The sequence below is a fragment of the Agromyces sp. SYSU T00194 genome (assembly GCF_040496035.1).
Classification (GTDB): Bacteria; Actinomycetota; Actinomycetes; order Actinomycetales; family Microbacteriaceae; genus Agromyces; species Agromyces chitinivorans.
Genome location: NZ_JBEPJZ010000001.1, coordinates 2,327,613 through 2,348,247, shown reverse-complemented (window position 1 = coordinate 2,348,247; position 20,635 = coordinate 2,327,613). Strand labels below are relative to the sequence as shown.

Here is a 20,635-nt window from a genome sequence, read left to right as displayed (position 1 = left end):
CCGACCTAAACTAGCGTAGTGCCAGAGCCGAAGACGACCCGCGACGCCCGTGCCCGCGGGACCGGGGACGCGAGCGCCCCGCGCATCCTCGCCGTGGTCCCGCTGTACCGTCCCGACGAGCGCGTCGTCGGGAACCTCATCGCGCTCGCCGCGCAGGTGGATGCGGTCCATGCCGTCGACGACGGATCGGGTTCGGCGGCGGATGCGGTGGTCGAGGAACTCTCCGGGCACGGCATCCGCGTGCTCCGGCTCGAGCGCAACGCGGGCATCGCTGCGGCGCTGAACGCGGGCGTGCGCGCCGCGCTCGACGACGGTGCCGACTACGTGGTGAACACCGACCAGGACACGCTCCTGCCGGAAGGGTACGTCGCCGCGTGCCTGGCCACCTTCGCCAAGGCGAATCCCGTCACGCGCCTCGGCATCGTCTGCACCGACGCCGTGAACGGCGCCCCCTCGATCCCGACCTGGCGCTCCCCCGAGGGCATCGGGCTGGTTCCCGAGGCGATCCAGTCCGGCTTCGTGATCTCCCGCGAGTGCCTCGAGGGCGCCGGGCTGTTCGACGAACGCCTGGTCATCGACTGCGTGGACACCGAGTTCTGCCTGCGGGTACGCGCCCACGGCTTCCGCATCGCCGTCGCCGACGGCACCGACATCGCCCACGAGCTCGGCGAGATGGTGCCGTACCGCCCGTTCGGCGTCCGCCGGCGCAACCGCAACGGCACGTTCGAGTACCAGTACCACTCGCCATTCCGTCAGTACTACATCACGCGGAACAACGTCGACATGGTCTTCCGCTACTTCCGCACCCATCGCCGCTGGACGCTGGCGGTCGTCAAGCGCCAGACCGGACCGGGGATCGACGCGATCCTCAGCGGGCCGCACCGCTTCCGGCACACCGTCGCGATCGCCGCGGGCGGGGTGCACGGGCTCCTGCGCATCCGGGGGCCCGTGCCCGCCGGGCTCGGCAGGTTCCTCCGGGGCGCCTGACCCGCGGTCGCGGGCCGCGACCGCCGGTCCGGCGCACCCGGTCGGACTCAGGCGGGGAGCAACCGCTGGTCGGACTCCAGCAGCTCGACCAGGTCGTTCGGCTGCGTGAGGTCCATCTGCCGCGTGTTCACGAACGCGATGGCCCGGAACTGGCGCAGCAGGGTGGTGATGACGCGCAGCTCCTCCGCCTGGAAGGCCGCCACGAGCGGGGAGTCGCCGAGCAGTGCCCAGAGGCTGTCGTTGAGGTCCTCCGAGGAGGCGATCTGGCGGGCGATGTCCTCGACGTTGTCGTCGCCGATCTCGACCGCCTCGATGGCGTCCCCCTCCTTCCGCAGGAAGGCCACCGCGGTGTACGGCACGGCGTGCGCGAACACGTCGCCCTCGTAGAGCTCGTCGGCGTGGATGCGCGTCGAGATGAGGAACTCGCGGCGCAGGATGCCCTCGAGGAAGAAGCGCAGGATGTTCTTGGTGCGCACCGCGACCCGGTACTTGAACGGCACCTTCGCGCCGATCAGGTTGTCCACGTTGTAGGTGAAGATGTGCAGCGGGCGCGGGTACGGGTGCACGATGCCGGTGCGGGTCTCGACGAACAGGAGATCGTCGCCGAGCAGGCGGTAGCCGGTCGCCATGAGTGCCATGCTCAGGGTCGTCTTGCCGGTGCCGCCGTACGCGGGCAGCAGGAAGCCCTTCTCGTCGCTCGCCACGCCGCCGGCGTGCATCAGCAGCACGTCGAGGCCGAGCAGCTTCGCGTACATGACCGGCTCGAGGATCTGCGCCTGCAGGTACACGCCGATCGCGTTCATGTAGACGCGGTCGATCCAGTGGTGCCGGAAGTACACGGTCACGTGCGCGGTGTCGATGCCGCGCACGAGGGACGCGTACCGGAACAGCCCCTTGAACCGCTCCTCGCGGACGACGTCGCCGTCCTCCCGCTCGGGGAGGCGGTCGACGAGCTTCACGTCGATCGTGACACGTGCCTCGCTCGCGGAGGCGGTGGGGTCGGCGATCCGGTCGTACTCGTTGTCGAAGTAGTCGATCCAACCGCGGTGTCGGGTCTCGAGTCGGACGTTCAGCAGGCCGTAGAAGAGGTATTCACGCATTGTTCATCTTTCGTTCCACGGAACTGTACGTGGACCGAACGGGCCGGACGGAGTTATCCCAAGGCCGGACCGGATGACGTTGCGAGGCCGTTATCTGCCGGTGCCCGCCCCGGATCGAGTTCCGCTACGGGACGTCCGCGACTCAGTTCGTCGCGTCGCCGGATGCCGGGACCCGCCCGGGAACGACCGCGGCGAAGTCGGCCGACACCCGGTCGGTCATCTCCCCCAGGCGTTCCCGGAGTCGCCCGGTGATGGCCTCGCGGTCGACGTACAGCCGCTCGATGAGCCCCTCGACCTCGTCGACGGCCCCGTCCTCCAGGAGGATGTCGATCGGCCGGGACAGCTCCTGCAGGCCGAGCTGCTCGAAGAAGAGCCGCCCCTTGTCGACGTAGTAGAGGACGGTTGCCGGCACGCCGGCGACGGCCGCGAGGATCGCGGAGTGCAGTCGAGACGCGAGGAACGCGCGGCATCGCCCGACGAGCGCCGTGAACTCGGCGGGCGAGAGCACGTCGGCGTCGAGCACGCGCGCCCGTTCCGGCGAGCGCAGCCGCGAGATGATGTCGTGCGCGAGCGCGTCGTCGCCCTCGCTGGCGGACATGTGCATGGGGAAGAAGAGCACCGTGCCGCCGCGCCGCTCCATCTCGCGGTCGATGAGCTCCACGAGCGCGTCGCGGTAGCGAGCGAACTCCGGCCCCTCCGACTCCACCGCGGACCGCCGCCGCAGCGCGAACGGCAGCACTGCGCCCTGCTTGTAGTGGAACCAGCGCCGCACCCCGACGCCGAGCATGTCGCCCAGGAACCCGGGCTCGACGTCGAGCGCCGTCGCCACCCGCGCGGCGAGCGCGTCGTTCCACTCGGCGACCGGCGCAGCGACGGCGGGGTCGTACGACTCCACGACGGGCGCGCGAACGCCCCAGTCGACGAGCTTCTGCCGGGATTCGGCGTCGCGGACGAGGAACCCGCGGGTGCGGTCGGCGGCGAAGCGGATGAGCCGCTTGCTCGTCGCGGCCCGCGTCGGCCCGATCCCCTGGTACGCGCCGTACAGCCGCGGGTTCACCCACGACACGAAGAGCATCTTCATGGCCCAGTAGACGAGCCCCGCCTGGTTCGTGTAGTCCTTCAGGATCTCCCCGCCGCCCCAGAGCACCACGTCGAAGCGCCGCGCGAACCGGAGCAGCCGCAGGAGGTCGAGCGGGTTCACGCTGTAGGGCGAGACGGGCAGGAAGCGGATGCCGAACCACTCCTCGTCGCGCTCGGCGTACTGCGAGAGCGACCAGATCGAGGCGTCGGGCCAGCGGCCGCGCACCGTCTCGATGAGGCCGGCGAGGATGGCGCGGTCGCCGCGGTTGCGCGGGGAGTCGCTGTTGATGATGAGTACACGCACGTGAGCGTTCGTCCCGTCAGGTCACGAAGGAGTAAGGATGCGGGGAGATCGTCGGGCTCCGGTGCGGCCGGTGTGGACACAGCGCACCGAGGACGACGAGTTCGATTATGCCGCATGTGTCGATGAGTACTCCACAACGGCGAAGCGGCGTGCCACGCATCACGTAGGCTCGCCCGATGCCCGGAATCGCGACCGCGCCGGCACCCGCCAGGCCCGAGTTCCCGTTCGTCGACGGTTTCCGGGGTGCTGCGGCGCTGCTGGTCGTCGTGTACCACGCGTTCCTGTTCACCGGCATGCGCGGAGATGCGGCCGAGCGGATGCCCGTCTGGCAGAGCGTCATCGGCATGGGCTACGTCGGCGTGCCGATCTTCATCGTGCTCTCCGGCTTCGTCCTCATGCTCCCCGTCGTCACCTCGGAACGACTCTGGTTCCGCCGGGGGACGTGGGACTTCCTGAAGCGCCGCGCCCGGCGCATCCTGCCGCCCTACTACGCGGCGCTGGTGCTGACGCTGATCCTCATCGCCGCGGTGCCGGTCATGCAGTCCCACGGCGGCACGCAGTGGGATTCCAAGGTCCCCGTGACCTGGAAGTCGATCCTGGCCCACCTGTTCCTCGCGCACGACTTCTCCCCGAACTGGATCGGCAAGATCAGCGGGCCGCTCTGGAGCGTCGCCGTCGAGTGGCACATCTACTTCCTGATGCCGCTCCTGCTCCTGCTCTGGCGACGGGTGCCCGGCTGGCTCGTGGTCACCGGGCTCCTCGTGGTCTCGATGAGCCCGGCGGTCACCGCACGGATCGGCTACGCGCATCCGTGGTTCATCGCCCTCTTCGCCGCCGGCATGCTCGCCGCGCAGATCACCATGAGCGATCGACGCGTCCGCGGGGTGCGCACGGCCATGGCGCTCGCCGCCGTGCTCGTCGTGGTCGTCTGGAACCTGCGCCGGGCGGGCGAGATCATGATGGTGCCACCCGTGGCAGCGTTCGAGACGGCCGTCGCCATCCTGCTGGCGACCATCCTGGTCTGGGGCGGGCGCGCCGCGCGGAAGGGCCGCACGCCGCTCGCGCTCCGACCGTTCGCGTCACGCCCCGCGCTCTTCCTCGGGCTGATCTCCTACAGCGTGTACCTCGTGCACAGTCCGCTGCTCGGCATGGCGAACCTGCTGCTGCTTCCGCTGGGCCTGTCGACGATGCGCCAGTACCTGCTGCTGACGCTCGTCGTCGTACCGCTGGTGCTCGTCGTCTGCTGGCTGTTCTACCTCGCCGTCGAGCGCCACTTCCTGAACCACCGGCAACGCCACGCGAGCGACGAACTCGCGCGCGCCCGGCACGAGGGCATCTCGGACGAGGACGATGCCGAGCCCGCCGTCCTCAGGCGCGACCCGGGTCCGGCAGCCCCTCGAACAGGAACGCCGACGTCCGCTCGGCGATGACCGGCCAGCCGTACCGCTCGGCGGTCGAGCGCGCCGCGGTCGACATGGCGGCCCGGTCCGCATCGGCGCGCCCCAGCACGTCGGCGAGCGCCTCCGCGAGCGCCTCGGCGTCTCCCGAGGTGCAGATGCGGCCCTCGACGCCGTCGGTCATGACCTCGCCCGCGACGCTGGCCTCGGTCGCGACCGTGGGATTGCCGTAGGCGAGCGCCTCGAGCAGCGACACGGGCAGCCCCTCGGCGTCGCCGTCGGCCGTCTCGATCGACGGGATGACCGACATCTCGGCGACGCGGTACCACGCGTCCTTGGTCGCCCCCGACACGTATCCGGCGAAGCGCACGGCGTCCCCGAGCCCCGACTCGGCGGCCTGCGCGCGGATCGCGTCGCCGTCCGGTCCCTCGCCCGCCACGACGAGTGCCACGTCCGGGAACTCCCGGACGATGCGCGGCATCGCCTCGAGCAGGACCGGCACGCCCTTCTTGGCCGCGAGCCGGCCCACGAACAGCACCACCCTGCGATCATCGAGCCCCTGCTCGGCCCGGAACGCGGCCACGCCCTCATCGCCGGCGGGATCGGGCAGGTCGACGCCCATCGGGATCACGGCGGACTTCTCCAGCACTGCGGCCCACTGGGCGTCGGTGAAGAAGCGTCGCGCGCGCTCGAGTGAGCGGCGGCTGACCGCGGTGAAGCGGGCTGAGCGATCCACCGCCGTGCGGACGAGCCGTCGCCCGAGGCCGCCGAAGCGGCCCCAGACCGCGATGTCCGAGGCGTGCGTGGTGAACACGGTGCGGATGCCGGCGCGCCGGCCGACCGCCGCGCACACCATCGCCTGCGGCGTGAACCAGTGCGCGTAGAGCAGGTCCGGACGCTCCTCACGGACGAGCCGCCGCACGGCCCGGTACTCGCCGAGGAACAGGAACGGCACGACGAGGAGCATCAGCGGGCTGCGGCGGATCTCGGGCATGATGCCGCGACCCGCGAGCCGTTCCCACCGCCGCGGGAACATGTAGTGGAAGCGGTGCTCGTCGTACGACTCGTGCACGCTGGTCGACGTGGTGCGACTGCGCGCGTCGTGCGGCGCGAGTACGGTGAACCGCGTGTCCGGGAGCAGTCGGTCGAGCGCGATCACCTGGTCGCGCACGAACGCCGGCACCGGGTCGGTCGGCGACGCCGGGAACGTGGAGGCGACCACGAGGACGCGGCGCGTCGGCGTCTCGGTCGGCTCAGGCATCCGCGGGCTCCTTCCCGGGGCGCAGCGAGCGGGGCCGCGCCGCCCAGGCGACGACGTAGAACAGCAGGTCGACCGCGACGCTCCACACCCGCAGCACGACGACGATCACCAGCGCGATCTGCGACGGCATCACGGCGGCCAGGAGCAGCGCGAGCGTGCCCTCGCGCACGCCGATGCCGCCGGGCGCGAACACCGCGACCATGCTCACGGCGCTCGCGAGGCTCGCGGCGCCGACGATGTAGAGCAGGTCCTCGACGCCCGTCTGGGGGTTGATCGCCACGACGACCAGGTAGTAGCTCACGCCGGTCAGCAGCACGCCGACGGCGTAGAGCCCGACGCCCTCACCGATGACGCGCCAGCCCGGCAGGTCCTCGGCGGCGAGCGGGTTCCGCCGCAGCAGGCGCATCGCGAATTGCAGCAGGCGGGAGAAGACCGGCGGGATGAGCACGATCACCCCGGCGACGAGCAGTCCGACGAGGCTCCAGCGCACCCAGCCCTCGATCGACGCCGCCCGCGGGTCCAGGAGCACGAGGGCGAGGCCCACGATGAGGGTCGCGAGGATCTGCAGCGCACCCTCGAGCAGGCCGCTCACCGCGAGGCGGGCCCGCGGCACGCCGTGACGCGAGGCGAAGTAGACCTTGCCGAGGATCCACGTGGCCGCCCCGGGGATGTACCGGCCGAGCCACGACTTCGCGTAGATGTAGGACAGCTCGCGGTAGTGCCCGCGCAGATCGGTGCCGCCGAGCCGCCGCAGCAGGAGGAACCAGATGCCGATGCCCCAGTAGCGGAAGCCGAGGCTGACGATCGTGGCGACCACGAGCGGCCAGACCTGGAAGGTGATGTCCTCGAGCACCGACCAGTCGACGCTGACGATGTAGACGGCCAGGAAGACCAGCAGCAGGCCGTAGAAGACCGGCGGGAAGGCCTTGACCAGGAGGTTCCGGATGCGCCCGGACGAGCGCTTCGGCGCCTCGGCGGGCTCCGGCTCGAGGTCGGGGCCGGGATCGGTCATCGACGGATCAGCCGCAGCAGGTGCGTGCCGTACCCGCTCTTCACCAGCGGCGCCGCGAGGTCGGCGAGCTGGTCGTCGGTGATCCATCCGGCACGCCAGGCGATCTCCTCGATGCATCCGATCTTGAAGCCCTGCCGGTCCTCGATGACCCGCACGAACTCGGACGCCTGCATCATCGACTCGAAGGTGCCCGTGTCGAGCCACGCCGTGCCGCGGTCGAGCACCTGCACCTGGAGGTTCCCGCGCTCGAGGTAGCGCTCGTTGACCGTGGAGATCTCCAGCTCGCCGCGCGCACTGGGCTCGATCGTCTTCGCGATCTCGACCACCTCGTTGTCGTAGAAGTAGAGGCCGGGCACCGCGTAGTCGCTCTTCGGCTCGGACGGCTTCTCCTCGATCGAGATCGCGCGGAAGTCGTCGTCGAACTCGACCACGCCGTAGGCGGTGGGGTCGCTCACCTGGTAGGCGAAGATCACGGCGCCGTCGATGTCGGTGTGGGCCTGCAGGGCGGTGCCGAGGCCCGAGCCGTGGAAGATGTTGTCGCCGAGCACGAGCGCGACGCTGTCGTCGCCGATGAACTCCTCGCCGATGATGAACGCCTGCGCGAGGCCGTCGGGCGAGGGCTGCACCGCGTACTCGATCCGCACGCCGAGGTCGGCGCCGTCGCCGAGCAGCGCGCGGAACTGGTCGTTGTACTCGGGCGTCGTGATGATCAGGATGTCGCGGATTCCCGCCATCATCAGCGTCGACAGCGGGTAGTAGATCATCGGCTTGTCGTAGATCGGCATCAGCTGCTTGGAGATGCCCTTGGTGATCGGCCAGAGTCGGGTGCCCGAACCTCCGGCCAAGATGATGCCGCGCATGTGCTCAGGCTCCCTCGTTGAGTGCGTCGTAGTAGGCCCGCGCCGCCTCCCAGGTGGGCAGCAGGCCGGATGCCGCCGCCTCGGCCAGGCTCGGCGCGGCCGTGTCCTTCGGCGACAGCAGGGGCTCGCCCGCGGCAGCGGGGAACTCGAGGGCGACGTCGGGGTCGAGCGGATCGATGCCGTGCTCGCGCTCGGCGTTGAACGTCGACGTGACCAGGTAGCTGACCGTCGCGTCGTCGGTGAGCGCGACGAAGCAGTGGCCGAGCCCCTCGGCGATGTAGATCGCCCGGCGGTCGACGTCGTCGAGCAGCACCGAGTCCCACTTCCCGAAGGTCGGCGATCCGACGCGGATGTCGATCACGAAGTCGAGCACCGCGCCGTGGGTCGCGGTCACGTACTTCGCCTGGCTCGGCGGCACGTCGGCGAAGTGGATGCCCCGCACCACGCCGCGCTTGGAGACGGACGTGTTCCCCTGCGCGAGGGAGAGCGGATGCCCCACCGCCTCCTCGAGGCGGTCGAATCGGTACCACTCGAGGAAGACCCCCCGGTCGTCGCCGAACTGCTTCGGGGTGATCTCGTAGCTGTCGGGGATCTCGAGTTCGCGGATCTGCACCGGTGCATCCTACCAACGCGTGCCCCGGCCCCCGATTCGGGCGGCGCGGCCCCGAGCCGGGGCGTCCGGGCGCGCCGTCTCACCGCCGAGGACGCGGCAGCCGGAGCATCCGGCCGAACCGGCGGTCCCACGAGATGTCGTCGAAGGGCTCGAGCCCCGCGCTCGGGTAGAAGCTCAGCTCGCCGACGAGGATGCGTCCGCGGACGACGTAGAAGTCAACCCGGACGAAGGGGAACGGCTGCGACAGGCGCGTCGCCAGCTCCAGCATCCGCTCCAGTGCCTCCGGCTTCGGCGGGACCGTCGGCGACATCTCGCCGCGCACGTGCTCGAGCCGGTTCCAGCTCGTGTCGAAGTAGTCGCGGGTGTAGTGGACGTCCCGGCCGGCCGCGTGGAGGACGACCTCGGGGCGCCCGTTGAAGCACCACACCTTGTAGTCCACGAGGCCGCGGGGGTCGTCGGACTCGAGGTACTCCTCGCACACGATCCGGGGCTCGATGTCCCGGTAGGCCCACTCGTACGAGAACATGTAGTGCCGATCGGTCGCGTCCATCCACGCGTCCAGCCGCGTGCGCGCGTCGTCCCGGTCGAAGCCGGGCGATCCGTCGTTCACGATGTTCATCGCGAAGCCGTCGTTGACCTTGAGGACGTAGCGGTCGGGCAGCGCGTCGAAGTCCACGTCTGCGCCGCGCGCGTACGAACCGAGGACCGCGACCGTGTGCTCCTCGCCGATGAGCGGGCCGACGTACTCGCGCATCCGGAGCTTGTCGGAGCAGAGCGTCTGCAGCGGGTCGTGGTAGTTGAGCTTCAGCCACTGGATCTTCTCGTTGAACGTCCGCGGTCGGCGCAGGTGCGGACGGTAGCCGTTGCGCGCGACGAACAGGTCGCGCAGCGCGTGCGAGATGCGCCGGCGCGCGAGCGCGTCCCGCAGCGGCCCGAGGAGGCGCCACGCACCGTTCCCCTCCTCGACGCGCACGCGGACCCCCGAGCGCCACCGCCGCAGCCGGGCCGCGGTGCGCCCCCGCAGCCCGCCCGGCACTGCTGCTGCATCCTCGCGTGGCTCCACGGCGGACCATGCTATCCCCCGGCCCGGGGGAGCCGGTCGCTGCGCACCTGCACCCGGTACAATCGCACGGTCCGCGACAGAACGGTTTACCAGCACACATGAAGCTCCTCGTCACCGGCGGCGCCGGGTTCATCGGCTCCAACTTCGTCCACCACCTGATCGAGCACACCGACCACGACGTGACCGTGCTCGACAAGCTGACCTACGCGGGCAACCTCGCCTCGCTCGACGGGCTGCCCGAGGACCGGTTCCGCTTCGTCCGCGGCGACATCGTCGACGCGCCGCTCGTGGACGAGCTGTTCGCCGCGCACGACGCCGTCGTGCACTACGCCGCCGAGAGCCACAACGACAACTCGCTGGACGACCCCCGCCCGTTCCTCGACACCAACATCATCGGCACGTACACGCTGCTCGAGGCGGCGCGCCGGCACGGCACGCGGTACCACCACATCTCGACCGACGAGGTCTACGGCGACCTCGAGCTCGACGACCCGGCGCGCTTCACCGAGCAGACGCCGTACAACCCGTCGAGCCCGTACTCGTCGACGAAGGCGGGCAGCGACCTGCTCGTGCGTGCCTGGGTGCGCTCGTTCGGCGTGCGGGCGACCATCTCCAACTGCTCGAACAACTACGGCCCCTACCAGCACGTCGAGAAGTTCATCCCGCGGCAGATCACCAACGTGCTGCGCGGCGAGCGGCCGAAGCTCTACGGCACGGGCGAGAACGTCCGCGACTGGATCCACGCCGACGACCACTCGTCGGCGGTGCTGCGCATCCTCGAGCGCGGCCGCATCGGCGAGACCTACCTCATCGGCGCCGACGGCGAGCGGAACAACAAGGACGTCGTCGAGCTGATCCTCACCACGCTCGGGCAGCCGGCCGACGCGTACGACCACGTGGTCGACCGCCCCGGCCACGACCTGCGCTACGCGATCGACTCGACCAAGCTCCGCGAGGAGCTCGGCTGGAGCCCGCAGTACGGCGACTTCGAGGCGGGCCTGGCCGCGACGGTCGACTGGTACCGCGACCACGAGGACTGGTGGGCGCCGCAGAAGGACGCCACCGAGGCGCGCTACCGGGCCCAGGGGCAGTGACCGTGCGGGTCCTCGTCACCGGCGCCGCCGGCATGCTCGGTCGCGACGTGCAGGCGGCCCTCGCCGGCCGCGACGTGACCGCGCTCGCGCGCGCCGACCTCGACGTGACGGACGCGGCGGCGGTCGCCGCGGCGGTGGCCGGCCACGACGTGGTCGTCAACTGCGCCGCCTACACGAAGGTCGACGACGCGGAGTCGCACGAGGAGCTGGCGTACGCGGTGAACGCGACGGGCCCGCGCCTGCTCGCGGAGGCGTGCGCGGCCACGGGCGCACGCCTCGTGACGATCTCCACCGACTACGTGTTCGACGGCACGGCGACCGAGCCGTACGCGGAGGACCTGCCGCGCGACCCGATCAACGCCTACGGCCGCACGAAGGCCGCCGGCGAGGAGCTGGCACTCGCCGCGCATCCGGAGGGCACCTACGTCGTGCGCACCGCCTGGCTCTACGGCGCGCACGGCCCGAACTTCGCCACGACCATGCTGAAGCTCGCCGCCGCGCGCGAGACCTGGAGCGTGGTCGACGACCAGCTCGGTCAGCCGACGTGGACCGCCGACCTCGCCGCCTGGATCGTGGCGCTGCTCGACTCCGACGCACCGGCGGGCATCTACCACGGCACCAACGGGGGGCGCACCAGCTGGTTCGGCTTCGCTCGCGCCGTGCTGGAGGAGGCCGGCCTGGACCCCGAGCGCATCACCCCGACCGACAGCGCGAGCTTCCCCCGCCCCGCACCGCGCCCGGGCTTCTCGGTGCTCGGCCACGACGGCTGGGCACGCGCCGGGCTCGAGCCGCCGCGCGACTGGCGCGAGGCGCTGGCCGCCGCCGCCCGGGCGGGGGTGCTCTCGGCCGAATGAGCACGCTGCAGGTCGTCGTCGATCAGCTCGCCGCCCCGTCACCGGGGCCGCTCGGGCGCTATGCCGCCGACCTGACGCGCGCCGTCGTCGCCGCCGCCCCCGCAGGCTGGGACGTCAGGGGCATCGTCTCGGCGACCTCGTCGGGCGACCAGCGCCGCATCCGGTCCCAGCTGCCGGGGCTCGCCGGGCTCAGCGCCACGACCCTCCCCCGCCGCGAGCTGATGGCGGCGTGGCCGCTCGGCATGGGCGGGGTCGGCGGCATGCTGCACGCCCCCGGCCTGCTCGCGCCGCTGCGCCGGCACGAGGCGGGCGGGGGCGACCAGGTCGTCGTGACCGTGCACGACAGCGCGGCCTGGGACGACCCGCAGTCGGTCGGCACCGTGACCGCCGCGTGGCGCAAGTCGACGCTGAAGCGCGCGCGGAAGCACGCCGATGCGATCATCGCGCCGTCCCACGCCATGGCGGAGCGCCTCCTCGACTTCGGGATCGGCGTGGAGCGCATCCGGGTGATCGGCACCGCGCCGCGCGCCGGCCTCGAACTCCCGTCCGACCAGCACGCGCGCCGGCGCGACCTGGGACTGCCCCGCGACGGCTACGCGGTGGTCACGGGCGGCCCGGCCGCACGCGCGGGACTCGCCGAGGCGTTCACCGCGCTGGTGCGCCCGGAGGCCTCCGGGCTCGGACTCGTCGTGGTCGGCCCGCCGGTCTGGGACGACCGGTCCGTCGAGGATGCGGCGGCCGAGCACGGGCTGCCTCGTTCCCTCGTGCGCGTCCTCGCGGAGCCGGAGCCCGCCGACCTCGCGTCGGTCCTGGCCGGTGCGGTCGCACACCTCGACCCCTCCCCGGCGTGGGGCGACGCCACGGCGACCATCGAGGCGCTCTCGCTCGGCGTGCCCGTCGTCCACACCGACACCCCGGTCCTCCTCGAGACGACCGCCGGGGCGGCACTCGTCGTGGAGCGCGACCGGGCGCTGCCCGACCGGATCGCCTCGGCGCTCGCCCGGCTCGCCTCCGACGACGGCCTCCGCGAGCAGCTCGCCATCGCGGGCTCCGACCGCGCGCGCATGTTCACCTGGCAGGACGTCGGCGAGCGCGTCTGGCAGCTGCACGCCGACCTCTAGGGCCGGCGCCGACCGGCGGCATCCGTCAGCCTGCGTCCTCCTCGGTCTCGGGCGGGAACACCGCCTCGTCCACCAGCTGGCGGATGTACGCGTAGTCCGGGTCCTCGGGCTCGATGCCGCTCGCGGGCACCATCTCGAGGTCGACGATCGGCAGCTCCTGCGTCTTCGTGGCGAGGTCGACGAAGTAGCCCAGCATGCTCTGCGGCACGTCGGTCTTCACCACCTGCGAGCCCGCCGCGGCGACGTCCTGGAACTTGGTCAGCACGTTCGCGGGGGTGAACTGCCGCAGCATGGCCTCCTGGATCTGCCGCTGGCGCGCCATGCGGTCGTAGTCGCTCGTGCCGTGGCGGGAGCGCGCGTACCAGAGCGCATGGTTGCCGTCGAGGTGCTGCTCGCCGGCGGGGATCCACTCGGCGACCGTGGTGAAGGTCTCGTCGGCGTGGATCGGGATGTCCTGCGGCACGTCGACGGTCACCCCGCCGAGCGCGTCGATGAGGTCGGCGAACCCCTGCATGTCGATCAGCACGTAGTACTGGATCGGCAGCCCCGTGATGCCCTCGGCGACGTCGCGCATCGCCTCGATGCCCGGCTCGCTGCCCTCGGCGACGGCGTTCGGGTACATCTCCGGGCTCTTCAGCTCCACCTCGGTGTAGATCGAGTTGAGCTGGCAGACGTCCACGTCGCATCCGTTCACGCCGTAGCCGTCGGGGTAGGCCGCGACCATCGGCGAGCCCTCCGAGAACGGGGCGTAGTGGAGGTCGCGCGGCAGGCCGATGGTGACGGCCTGGCCCGTCTCGGCGTCGACGCTCACGACCGAGATGCTGTCGGGCCGCAGTCCGTCGCGGTCGGGGCCGGCGTCGCCGCCGAGCAGCAGGAAGTTGTACTTGCCGTCGACCGGCGGCTCGGCGGGGCCGGCGACGAACACCGACGAGAGGAACCCGCTCGCCGTGGTCGCCACGTAGGCGCCGTAGGCGGCGGTGCCGGAGAGCCCGACCATCACCGCCAGCCCGAGCACGGCGATCGCCGGGCGCGCGAGCGGAGCGGTCTTCACCAGCCGCACCAGTCGCAGGGTGTCGAGCGTGAGCACGACCCACACGACCGCGTAGAAGAGGAACAGCGCGGCGAACGCCCAGAGCGCGAGCGAGTTGCTCATGAGCGTGTACAGCACGGTCGGCCAGAGCAGCCAGACCACGACGGCGAGCGCGACCAGCGCCCAGAGCGCGAGCGTCGCCCCCAGCCCGAACCGCCCGAGTCGACGGTTGCCCGCGAGCACCTGCGCCGACCCGGGGACCAGCACGTTCAGGCCGACCAGCCACCAGCCGCGGCGGGTCATGAGGGGCCGCGACGACGGATCCGGGAAGCGGATCGGGCTGGCGGTGAGGCTCATCGCGCCTGCTTGAGGCGCTCGTTCTTCTCCTCGACCATCGCGGCGAGCGACTCGGCGTAGGCGGCGAGTCGATCGGTCAGCCCCGCGTCGGAGGTCGCGAGGATCTTCGCGGCGATGAGCCCCGCGTTCTTCGCACCGCCGATCGAGACCGTCGCGACCGGCACGCCGGCCGGCATCTGGACGATCGACAGCAGCGAGTCGAGTCCGTCGAGGGTGGACAGCGGCACCGGCACGCCCACGACGGGGAGCGTGGTGACGCTGGCGAGCATCCCGGGCAGGTGGGCCGCGCCGCCGGCGCCGGCGATGATGACGCGGATGCCCCGGTCGTACGCCTCCTTGCCGTAGGCGATCATCTTCTCGGGCGTGCGATGGGCGGAGACCACCTCGACCTCGTGCGCGATGCCGAACTCGTCGAGGACCTCGGATGCCGCCTGCATGACGCGCCAGTCGGAGTCGGATCCCATCACGACGCCCACGACGGGCGTGCTCGCTGCTTCTGCCACCCGACGATCGTACGGGCAGATCCCGGGGATCGGCTGCGCGGCTCGCGTCAGTCGTCGAAGAACGCGGCCGCTGCCCGCGCCTGGTAGGCGACCTCGTCCAGGTCGTCGCCGCTGACGGTGACGTGCCCGATCTTGCGTCCGGGCCGGGGCGACTTGCCGTAGTTGTGCACCTTGGCGAGCGGATGCGCCGCCAGCATCGCCGGATACCGGTCGACCATCTCCCCCTCCGCGGGTCCGCCCAGCACGTTCACCATGACCGACCACGGCTCGCGCGCCCCGGTGGCGCCCAGCGGGAGGTCGAGCACGGCGCGCAGGTGCTGCTCGAACTGCCCCGTCGTCGCCCCGTCCATGCTCCAGTGGCCGCTGTTGTGCGGGCGCATCGCGAGCTCGTTGATGAGCACGCGGCCGTCGACCGTCTCGAACAGCTCGACCGCGAGCATCCCCGTGACGCCCAGCCCTTCGGCGACCCGCACCGCGATGTCCTCGGCGAGGTCGGCCACGCGTCCCGCCGAGTGCGGCGCGGGCGCGATGACCTCGGCGCAGATGCCGTCGACCTGCACGGTCTCGACGACCGGCCACGCGACGATCTCACCGCTCGGGCGACGGGCGACCTGCTGGGCGAGCTCCCGACGGAAGTCGACCAGTTCCTCGACGAGCAGCGCCCCGGGGTTGCCGTCCTCCGCGAGGGTCGCGAACCACTCGGCGACCTCCGCGGCGGCGCGCACGACGCGCACGCCCTTGCCGTCGTAGCCCCCGCGGGCGGTCTTCACGACCGCGCTGCCGCCGTGGTCGGCGATGAAGTCGTCGAGCTCGTCCGGGGTCTCGACCCGCCCCCAGTCGGGCACCGGGAGGCCGAGCTCGGAGACCCGCTCGCGCATGACGAGCTTGTCCTGCGCCACGGCGAGCGCGTCCGGCCCGGGATGCACCGCCATGCCCGCGTCGACGAGTGCGTGCAGCACGTCCTGCGGGACGTGCTCGTGGTCGAACGTGATCACGTCGACGTCGCGGGCGAAGGCCAGCACGGTCTCGCGGTCGCGGTAGTCGCCGACGGCCGTCGCCGCGAGCGCCGCGGACATGCCCTCGCCCTCGGCGAGGACGCGCATCTCGACGCCCAGCTCCACTGCCGCCGGGATCATCATCCGGGCGAGCTGCCCGCCCCCGATCACTCCGACTCTCACGCGTCCTCCACTCATCCCTGCACACCCTACTTCCCGTTCAGCCGGAAGGTGTTACGGTACCGGCTGGCACTCCGCCGTCCCCACACCGCCCCCACCCCCACGGAGCACCTTGTCCGGCAGACACTCGGGATCCCCGCAGCACGACTCGTCGGAGTTCATCGGCGAGATCGTCGGGGTCCGCGGACTGGCGCTCGCACTCGTCGTGCTCTTCCACCTCTTCGGCGCGGGCCGGGTCTCGGGCGGCGTCGACGTGTTCCTGTTCATCTCGGCGTTCCTGCTCACCGGTTCGCTCGTGCGTCGGGTCGACCGCGGCGGCCCGTTCCTGGCCAACCAGTACGGCCGCATGGCGGTCCGCCTCGTGCCCGCCGCGATCGTGGTGCTCGTCGGCGTGCTGGTCGCGACGGTCCTCCTCGCCCCGTCGACGCAGTGGCTGCAGAACGGCCGCGAGCTCATCGCGTCCGCGCTCTACTACGAGAACTGGGAGCTGATCTCGTCGCAGCTCGCGTACGGGGCCGCCGGACCGCAGACCAGCCCGCTGCAGCACTTCTGGTCGATGTCCGTGCAGGGGCAGTTCTTCGTCGCCTGGCCCCTCCTGGTGGCGGTCGTCGCGGCGATCACCGCGCGCCGGCTGCCGGTGCGTCGCGTGCTCTTCGTGGTCACCGCACTGCTCACCGCGGCGTCGTTCGCCTACGCGATGCTGCTGCACGGCCAGGACCAGCAGGTGGCCTACTTCGACTCGTTCGCGCGGTTCTGGGAGCTGGGCGCGGGTGCGCTGCTCGCGCTGTCGGCGCACCACCTGCGCATCGGCCGCGCCTGGTCGATCGCCGCGGTGTGGACCGGCCTCGCGATGATCGTCGCGTGCGGCTTCCTGATCGACGGCGGCTCGGCCTTCCCCGGGCCGCTCACGCTGTGGCCGCTCGCGGGCACCGCGCTCATCATCGTCGGGTCCGGCGTCCGCACCCGCCGCTTCGGTCCGGACCGCCTCCTCGACACCGCGCCGCTGCGGTTCATCGCCCGCATCTCCTACCCCCTGTACCTCTGGCACTGGCCGATCCTCATCTTCTGGCTGATGTACTTCGATCGCCCGTCGGTGGGGCCGCGGAGCGCGGCGGCGATCCTGCTCATCTCGGTCGTGCTGGCCTGGCTCACCCAGCGGTTCGTCGCCGAGCCGGCGATCGCGCTGCGGTCGACCGTCTCGACGCGCAGCATGATCGCAGCACCACTGGCGGCCATCGCCGTCGTCGTGCTGATCGTCGGCGCCGGCGTCGTGCGCGTCCAGGCGTGGACCGACGCACAGATCCAGCAGGTGCGCGCGAGCACCGCCGAGGTCACCGCCGACGGCGCTCGCGCCCTCGACGCCGACGGGTCCGGCTCGGTGAACACCGCCGCGTTCGTCCCCGCCGCGGCGGCAGCCGGCGTCGACCGGCCCGCGCCGTTGTCGTGGGGCTGCGTGCAGGGCACGGGCGACGTGCCCGGTCGCGGCGACGTCAAGGTCTGCGAGAGCGACGTGGAGGACCCCACCCGCACGATCGTGATGTCGGGCGGCTCGCATGTGATGCAGTGGTACGAGGCGATGGAGGGCATCGCCGCCCGCAACGGCTGGGCGCTCGTGCTCGTCGACAAGGACGGCTGCCGCCTGATCAGCCCCGAGGGCGCTCGCGAGATCAGCCCGTACGACGCTTGCGTCGAGTGGAACGAGAAGGTCGTCGACGAGATCGCCGCCATCCGGCCCGACGCGCTGCTCACGGTGGGTTCGCAGACGCCGAACGGCAAGCGGTTCACCGAGGAGGTCATGCTCGACGAGCAGGTCGAGGTCTGGCGCGAGCTGGACGCCGCCGGCATCCCGACGATCGCGATCCGCGACACCCCGCGCTTCGAGTGGACGGTGCCGACGTGCGTGTCCGAGCACCCCGACGACCTGAGCGCCTGCGGACGTGCCCGCGACGACATCTTCGCCGCCGAGGACCCGCTCCTCTCGGCCGCCGACGTGCCCGAGTCGACGGTCGCCATCGACATGACCGACAGCTTCTGCACCGATCGGTGCGAGCCCGTGGTCGGCGACGTGCTCGTCTACCGCGACCGCGACCACTTCTCGGCGACCTACGGCCGCACGCTCGAGGAGCCGCTCGAGCGTGCACTGCGCGCCCAGGCGCCCTGGCTCTTCTGAACGTCCGCCTAGGCTGTCGCCCATGCCGTCCTCGCTCCGCACCGCGCTCTCCCGCCTGTGGCACGGGGTCCTCACGTACGCGGTCAAGTTCGGCGTGGTCGGCCTGATCGGGCTCGTCATCGACGTCGCGGTGTTCAACCTGCTCCGGCTCGGCCTGCTGGGCGACGACGGCTGGGCGCAGTCGGCGATCGGAGCGAAGACGATCTCGACGAGCGTCGCGATCGTCTTCAACTGGCTCGGGAACCGCTACTGGACCTTCCGGCGGCACCGCCGGAAGAACTACCTGCGCGAGTTCGCCGAGTACCTGGTCGTCTCCCTCGGCGGGATGGCCATCGCCCTGCTCTGCCTCTGGGTCAGCCACCACGTGCTCGGATTCACGAGCCTGCTCGCGGACAACATCGCCTCGAACGTCGTGGGTCTCGCGCTCGGCACGCTCTTCCGGTTCGCCCTCTACCGCTGGTGGGTGTTCGGCCACCACCGGTCCGACGGGCTCTCCGCGCTCGCGCGCGTCGAGGAGGCCGAGCGGTCCCTCTTCGAGGAGCCGGCACCGGGCGACGCCGAGGGGACCGCACCGCGGGGATGAGCACGCCGCACCGCACCGCGCCCGGCCCGTCGAGGATCGCGGAGATCGACGGGCTGCGCGGCATCGCGCTCACCCTCGTGGTGGTGTTCCACCTCTTCGGGGCGGGGCGCGTCTCCGGCGGGGTCGACGTCTTCCTGTTCGTCTCCGGCTTCCTCCTCACGGCGTCGCTCGCCCGATCCGCCGCACGCGGCGAGCGCCCGGCGCTCGCGGCCCGGTACGGGCGGATGCTGCTGCGCCTCGTGCCCGCGGCGCTCGTGGTCCTCGTCGCGACAGGCGCGATGGTGCTCGTGGTGCTGCCGCAGACGAGCTGGATCCAGAACGGCACCGAGCTCGTCGCATCCGCCCTGTTCCTGGAGAACTGGGAACTGATCCGGTCGCAACTCGCCTACGGCGCAGCCGGCCCGGAGACCAGCCCCTTCCAGCACTTCTGGTCGTTGTCGGTGCAGGGGCAGTTCTTCCTCGTCTGGCCGCTCGTGGCCGCGCTCGTCCTCGCCGCCACCGGGCGGCGCGCCCCCGCACGGTCCGCACTCCTGGTGGCCGCCGCCGCGCTCAGCATCGCGTCGCTGGGGTTCGCCGCGTGGGCGAACCTGCAGGACCCGACGCGGACGTACTTCGACTCCGCCGCCAGGTTCTGGGAGTTCGGGGCCGGTGGCCTGCTGGCGCTCGGGTTCGCCCACCGGCCGGCACTCGACGAGCGGTGGCGCGCCCTGCTCGGCTGGCTCGGCCTCGCGCTGATCCTCGGTTCGGGCTTCGTGATCGACGGCGCGGCCGCCTACCCGTCGGTGCCCGCCGTCGTGCCCGTCGGCGGTGCGGCGCTGGTGGTGCTGGCGTCCGGGAACCGCACCCGGTTCGGCGTCGACCGCGCCCTGGAACTGCGGCCCGTGCACTTCGTCGCCCGCATCTCCTACCCGCTCTACCTCTGGCACTGGCCCATCCTCATCGCGTACCTGGCCGTCCGGGATCGTGCGGCAGTCGGCCTCGCTGGCGCCACCGGGGTGCTCGTGCTCGCGGGAGTCCTCGCCTGGGCGACGCAGCGCTGGGTCGTCGAGCCGGTCATCGCGCGCCGTTCCGGCCTCGGCATCCGACGGTCGCTGCTGGCGCCGGTCGGCGCCGTGGTCGCCGTCGCCCTCGCCGCCGGCCTCGGCGTCGCGGCGCAGGCCGCCGAGCGCGACCGCGCGGTCGCGGCGGCGCAGGCGCTGCGCGCGGGCGACGTGGCGTGCCTCGGTGCCGCCGCCCTCGACCCGGAACTGGCGCCGTGCGAGAACCCCGTCCTGGAGGGCGTCCTCGTGCCGGCACTGGCCGGCATCACGTCCGACGACGACAACCGGGCGGAGTGCTGGTCGACCGACGACACCCCGGAACCGGCGATCTGCACCGTCGGGTCCGACCAGCCGACGAAGCGCCTGCTCGCGATCGGCGACTCGCACAACAACACGCTGCTCGGCGTGTACGAGGAGATCGCGAACGCCTACGGCTGGTCGATCGAGGTCGCCGGCCACTCCGGGTGCTACCTCTCGACCGCACCGCAGTTCAAGCGCGGGGCGCTCGCGTCGGCGAACTGCGAGGGGTGGGTCGACCGCGCCATGCAGCGCATCGCGGAGGTGGACTACGACGCCATCGTCGTCACCCACTCGCGCGGGGCGTTCCTCGCCGGGTACGAGGAGGACACCCCCGAGGCGGAATCGGTCCGGGTGGAGGGGCTGCTCGAGGCCTGGGCGGCCAGGGGCGACCTCGCGACGCCGATCATCGCGATCGCCGACAACCCGCTCTTCCCGCGCGAGATCATGGCCTGCGTCGAGGAGCATGGGCTCGACGCCGAGACCGAGTGCGCGCGCCCGCGCACCGATGCGCTCCCCGCGAGCGGGCTCGAGGCGGCGGTCGCCGCCGCACGGAACGCCCACCTCGTCGACCTCACCGACCTGATGTGCGGCCCCGAGGACTGCTCCCCGGTCGTCGGACACGTGATCCTCACCCGCGACGGGCGTCACCTCACGGCGACCTTCGCGCACACCCTCACGCCCTACCTCGGCCCGCGGCTGCGGGAGATCGTCGAGCGCTGAGCGACGGCGCG

At 71.8% G+C, this 20,635-nt stretch carries 18 protein-coding genes; 8 read left to right on the top strand and 10 right to left on the bottom strand.

Annotation, left to right across the window (positions count from 1 at the left end; translation table 11 throughout):
* Positions 1-18: 18 nt before the first annotated feature.
* Positions 19-987 (top strand): glycosyltransferase, encoded by a 969-nt coding sequence (locus tag ABZK10_RS11060; RefSeq protein WP_353809251.1) that lies wholly within the window; start codon positions 19-21, stop codon positions 985-987.
* Between the two features lie 47 nt (positions 988-1,034).
* Here ABZK10_RS11060 and ABZK10_RS11055 read toward each other — a convergent pair whose 3' ends face one another.
* Both ABZK10_RS11055 and ABZK10_RS11050 read right to left on the bottom strand, forming a co-directional pair.
* A complete protein-coding gene (locus ABZK10_RS11055; RefSeq protein ID WP_353809250.1) occupies positions 1,035-2,087 on the bottom strand; it encodes a hypothetical protein in 1,053 nt (350 codons plus the stop codon).
* A gap of 142 nt (positions 2,088-2,229) precedes the next feature.
* Positions 2,230-3,471 carry a polysaccharide pyruvyl transferase family protein gene (locus tag ABZK10_RS11050; RefSeq protein WP_353809249.1) on the bottom strand — a complete coding sequence of 414 codons (1,242 nt, stop codon included), beginning with the start codon at positions 3,469-3,471 and terminating at the stop codon, positions 2,230-2,232.
* Between the two features lie 176 nt (positions 3,472-3,647).
* Between ABZK10_RS11050 and ABZK10_RS11045 the strand changes: the two genes are divergently transcribed.
* A complete protein-coding gene (locus ABZK10_RS11045; RefSeq protein ID WP_353809248.1) occupies positions 3,648-4,901 on the top strand; it encodes an acyltransferase family protein in 1,254 nt (417 codons plus the stop codon).
* Here the strand turns inward: ABZK10_RS11045 and ABZK10_RS11040 are convergent.
* From ABZK10_RS11040 to ABZK10_RS11020, 5 genes are all read right to left on the bottom strand, one after another.
* The gene (locus ABZK10_RS11040; RefSeq protein ID WP_353809247.1) at positions 4,840-6,129 is read right to left on the bottom strand and encodes a glycosyltransferase; all 1,290 of its coding nucleotides are present in this window, start codon (positions 6,127-6,129) and stop codon (positions 4,840-4,842) included. The genes ABZK10_RS11045 and ABZK10_RS11040 overlap by 62 nt on opposite strands.
* Positions 6,122-7,141 carry a lysylphosphatidylglycerol synthase domain-containing protein gene (locus ABZK10_RS11035; RefSeq protein WP_353809246.1) on the bottom strand — a complete coding sequence of 340 codons (1,020 nt, stop codon included), beginning with the start codon at positions 7,139-7,141 and terminating at the stop codon, positions 6,122-6,124. Before ABZK10_RS11035 ends, ABZK10_RS11040 begins: the two co-directional genes overlap by 8 nt.
* Complete coding sequence (gene rfbA, locus ABZK10_RS11030) at positions 7,138-8,001, bottom strand: glucose-1-phosphate thymidylyltransferase RfbA (protein ID WP_353809245.1); 864 nt, start codon at positions 7,999-8,001, stop codon at positions 7,138-7,140. The genes ABZK10_RS11035 and rfbA overlap by 4 nt, the downstream gene beginning before the upstream one ends.
* Before the next feature lie 4 nt (positions 8,002-8,005).
* Positions 8,006-8,614: a dTDP-4-dehydrorhamnose 3,5-epimerase gene (gene rfbC, locus ABZK10_RS11025; protein ID WP_353809244.1), complete on the bottom strand. Its 609-nt coding sequence runs from the start codon at positions 8,612-8,614 to the stop codon at positions 8,006-8,008.
* A gap of 79 nt (positions 8,615-8,693) precedes the next feature.
* Positions 8,694-9,677: an ATP-grasp fold amidoligase family protein gene (locus tag ABZK10_RS11020; RefSeq protein WP_353809243.1), complete on the bottom strand. Its 984-nt coding sequence runs from the start codon at positions 9,675-9,677 to the stop codon at positions 8,694-8,696.
* Between the two features lie 98 nt (positions 9,678-9,775).
* Between ABZK10_RS11020 and rfbB the strand changes: the two genes are divergently transcribed.
* The 3 genes from rfbB to ABZK10_RS11005 are packed head-to-tail and all read left to right on the top strand — an operon-like array spanning position 9,776 to position 12,746.
* Positions 9,776-10,771, top strand: coding sequence for a dTDP-glucose 4,6-dehydratase (rfbB, locus tag ABZK10_RS11015; protein WP_353809242.1), 996 nt, complete (start codon positions 9,776-9,778; stop codon positions 10,769-10,771).
* A 2-nt stretch (positions 10,772-10,773) separates the two neighbouring features.
* Positions 10,774-11,625, top strand: a complete 852-nt coding sequence (gene rfbD, locus ABZK10_RS11010) for a dTDP-4-dehydrorhamnose reductase (protein ID WP_353809659.1) — start codon at positions 10,774-10,776, stop codon at positions 11,623-11,625.
* Positions 11,622-12,746 carry a glycosyltransferase gene (locus ABZK10_RS11005; RefSeq protein ID WP_353809241.1) on the top strand — a complete coding sequence of 375 codons (1,125 nt, stop codon included), beginning with the start codon at positions 11,622-11,624 and terminating at the stop codon, positions 12,744-12,746. The genes rfbD and ABZK10_RS11005 overlap by 4 nt, the downstream gene beginning before the upstream one ends.
* Before the next feature lie 25 nt (positions 12,747-12,771).
* Here ABZK10_RS11005 and ABZK10_RS11000 read toward each other — a convergent pair whose 3' ends face one another.
* From ABZK10_RS11000 to ABZK10_RS10990, 3 genes are all read right to left on the bottom strand, one after another.
* Positions 12,772-14,133 carry an LCP family protein gene (locus ABZK10_RS11000; protein WP_353809240.1) on the bottom strand — a complete coding sequence of 454 codons (1,362 nt, stop codon included), beginning with the start codon at positions 14,131-14,133 and terminating at the stop codon, positions 12,772-12,774.
* Positions 14,130-14,597, bottom strand: coding sequence for a 5-(carboxyamino)imidazole ribonucleotide mutase (purE, locus tag ABZK10_RS10995; protein WP_353809658.1), 468 nt, complete (start codon positions 14,595-14,597; stop codon positions 14,130-14,132). The genes ABZK10_RS11000 and purE overlap by 4 nt, the downstream gene beginning before the upstream one ends.
* An 86-nt stretch (positions 14,598-14,683) precedes the next feature.
* Positions 14,684-15,829 carry a 5-(carboxyamino)imidazole ribonucleotide synthase gene (locus ABZK10_RS10990; protein ID WP_353809239.1) on the bottom strand — a complete coding sequence of 382 codons (1,146 nt, stop codon included), beginning with the start codon at positions 15,827-15,829 and terminating at the stop codon, positions 14,684-14,686.
* 94 nt (positions 15,830-15,923) lie between these two features.
* On the opposite strand from ABZK10_RS10990, the gene ABZK10_RS10985 reads away from it, so the two are divergent.
* The 3 genes from ABZK10_RS10985 to ABZK10_RS10975 are packed head-to-tail and all read left to right on the top strand — an operon-like array spanning position 15,924 to position 20,624.
* Complete coding sequence (locus tag ABZK10_RS10985; protein ID WP_353809238.1) at positions 15,924-17,981, top strand: acyltransferase family protein; 2,058 nt, start codon at positions 15,924-15,926, stop codon at positions 17,979-17,981.
* A gap of 22 nt (positions 17,982-18,003) precedes the next feature.
* Positions 18,004-18,564, top strand: coding sequence for a GtrA family protein (locus tag ABZK10_RS10980; RefSeq protein ID WP_353809236.1), 561 nt, complete (start codon positions 18,004-18,006; stop codon positions 18,562-18,564).
* Positions 18,561-20,624: an acyltransferase family protein gene (locus ABZK10_RS10975; protein WP_353809235.1), complete on the top strand. Its 2,064-nt coding sequence runs from the start codon at positions 18,561-18,563 to the stop codon at positions 20,622-20,624. The genes ABZK10_RS10980 and ABZK10_RS10975 overlap by 4 nt, the downstream gene beginning before the upstream one ends.
* The last annotated feature ends 11 nt before the right edge of the window (positions 20,625-20,635 follow it).

What these genes read in the sequence shown, in the direction of transcription:
- ABZK10_RS11045 (WP_353809248.1), top strand. Translation starts at nt 3,648, where the DNA reads ATGCCCGGAATCGCGACCGCGCCGGCACCCGCCAGGCCCGAGTTCCCG.
- rfbA (WP_353809245.1), bottom strand. Translation starts at nt 8,001, where the DNA reads ATGCGCGGCATCATCTTGGCCGGAGGTTCGGGCACCCGACTCTGGCCG.
- ABZK10_RS10990 (WP_353809239.1), bottom strand. Translation starts at nt 15,829, where the DNA reads ATGAGTGGAGGACGCGTGAGAGTCGGAGTGATCGGGGGCGGGCAGCTC.
- purE (WP_353809658.1), bottom strand. Translation starts at nt 14,597, where the DNA reads ATGGGATCCGACTCCGACTGGCGCGTCATGCAGGCGGCATCCGAGGTC.
- ABZK10_RS10975 (WP_353809235.1), top strand. Translation starts at nt 18,561, where the DNA reads ATGAGCACGCCGCACCGCACCGCGCCCGGCCCGTCGAGGATCGCGGAG.
- ABZK10_RS11035 (WP_353809246.1), bottom strand. Translation starts at nt 7,141, where the DNA reads ATGACCGATCCCGGCCCCGACCTCGAGCCGGAGCCCGCCGAGGCGCCG.
- ABZK10_RS11055 (WP_353809250.1), bottom strand. Translation starts at nt 2,087, where the DNA reads ATGCGTGAATACCTCTTCTACGGCCTGCTGAACGTCCGACTCGAGACC.
- ABZK10_RS11005 (WP_353809241.1), top strand. Translation starts at nt 11,622, where the DNA reads ATGAGCACGCTGCAGGTCGTCGTCGATCAGCTCGCCGCCCCGTCACCG.
- ABZK10_RS11000 (WP_353809240.1), bottom strand. Translation starts at nt 14,133, where the DNA reads ATGAGCCTCACCGCCAGCCCGATCCGCTTCCCGGATCCGTCGTCGCGG.
- rfbB (WP_353809242.1), top strand. Translation starts at nt 9,776, where the DNA reads ATGAAGCTCCTCGTCACCGGCGGCGCCGGGTTCATCGGCTCCAACTTC.
- ABZK10_RS11040 (WP_353809247.1), bottom strand. Translation starts at nt 6,129, where the DNA reads ATGCCTGAGCCGACCGAGACGCCGACGCGCCGCGTCCTCGTGGTCGCC.
- ABZK10_RS10980 (WP_353809236.1), top strand. Translation starts at nt 18,004, where the DNA reads ATGCCGTCCTCGCTCCGCACCGCGCTCTCCCGCCTGTGGCACGGGGTC.